1 protein-coding gene is annotated in these 1,146 nt (G+C 26.2%); it reads right to left on the bottom strand.

The window, feature by feature from the left end; translation table 11 throughout:
* Positions 1 to 179 precede the first annotated feature (179 nt).
* Positions 180 to 1,121: a lysozyme inhibitor LprI family protein gene (locus Q4548_RS16620; RefSeq protein WP_303457146.1), complete on the bottom strand. Its 942-nt coding sequence runs from the start codon at positions 1,119 to 1,121 to the stop codon at positions 180 to 182.
* Between the last annotated feature and the right edge of the window lie 25 nt (positions 1,122 to 1,146).

The following is a 1,146-nucleotide window of genomic DNA, read 5'->3' as shown; positions in this document are numbered from 1 at the left end:
TACGGGAAGAAAAGGAGCAGAGCCTTTTCGAACACGGACTAAGCCGAAGCCTTTTTTTTGGTTTTAATTTTCTTATTTCAAAGCCAAATCAAAAAGGATTTGGCGACTTAGTAAATATACACAAAACTTTGAGTAAGAAACAAAACCCGTATTAATTTTAGCCAGTGTTGTGTGTAGCTTTACTTGTAGATGTTAAATTTTTCAAACTGAATTTCCCCAAAATTTTTAACTGTTAAAATTTCTTCTCCTGTTTTTATGATAGCTTCCGAATTAAGATTTTCACTGTTATTGAACCTAAAATATTCTGTTCCGTCTTTGTGTAAAAACCAGTTTTCTTCTAAATTATTATATTTGAATGTTATAATTCTTGACCATTTAGTATTTCCTCCAGCAGTATAATATTCTATAGAAAAGTATCCGTTTTTGATAACTACTTTTTCAAAGGAATCTCCGTGAATAGCTCCTGAGCAATCAATACATAAAACTGCATTTTCATTTTCAGCTTTCAATTCTAATTTTCCTTGAGAGTTACCTATTAAAATTAGTAAATGTCTTTTTTCAGGCTTATTTTCATTGTATTTTGAACTCTTTTCTTCATCTTTTTTTCTCAAGACAAGAATATAATCATCAAATTCATCTTTGTTTAAATCTCCTTTAACTGAATCAAGTATTGAATAATTTTTAGGTATAAATTTTGTGATTTCAGAGAAAGTTTTATTTGGTTTTTTATTGATGTAATTTGAAATTAAAAAACGTGTTCTTTTGTTTACAATGTCAGATTTATATTGATTTTTAACCATTAAATCATCTAATTCGTTTCCTTGTTCTGTGTCTTGATTATTTATTTTTTTAAATTTTTCATTTCTTAGTTTTAACCATTTCAGTTGCTTGTTTTTAAAATTTTCCTTTTCAATTTTGGTTAGTTTTTTTCTAATATTTTTATAGACAACATTAAGTAAACTATCAGATTTATTGTAAAATTCTAAAGAACAGTTATACATGAATTTTCCTTTATCAAGACAATTCTGATTTTCAGTTTCAATATAGTTTAAACTCTCATTGAAATCTTGAGAAAATAGATTTAAAGAAAGGAAAAAGATTAGTATATGTTTATTTTTCATTTTTTTCGTAGTTACACACAACGGT

The sequence above is a fragment of the Wenyingzhuangia sp. 2_MG-2023 genome (assembly GCF_030548295.1).
Taxonomy (GTDB): Bacteria; Bacteroidota; Bacteroidia; order Flavobacteriales; family Flavobacteriaceae; genus Wenyingzhuangia.
Note: the sequence above shows the minus strand (reverse complement) of the source record. Positions and strands in the feature narration are given on the sequence as shown.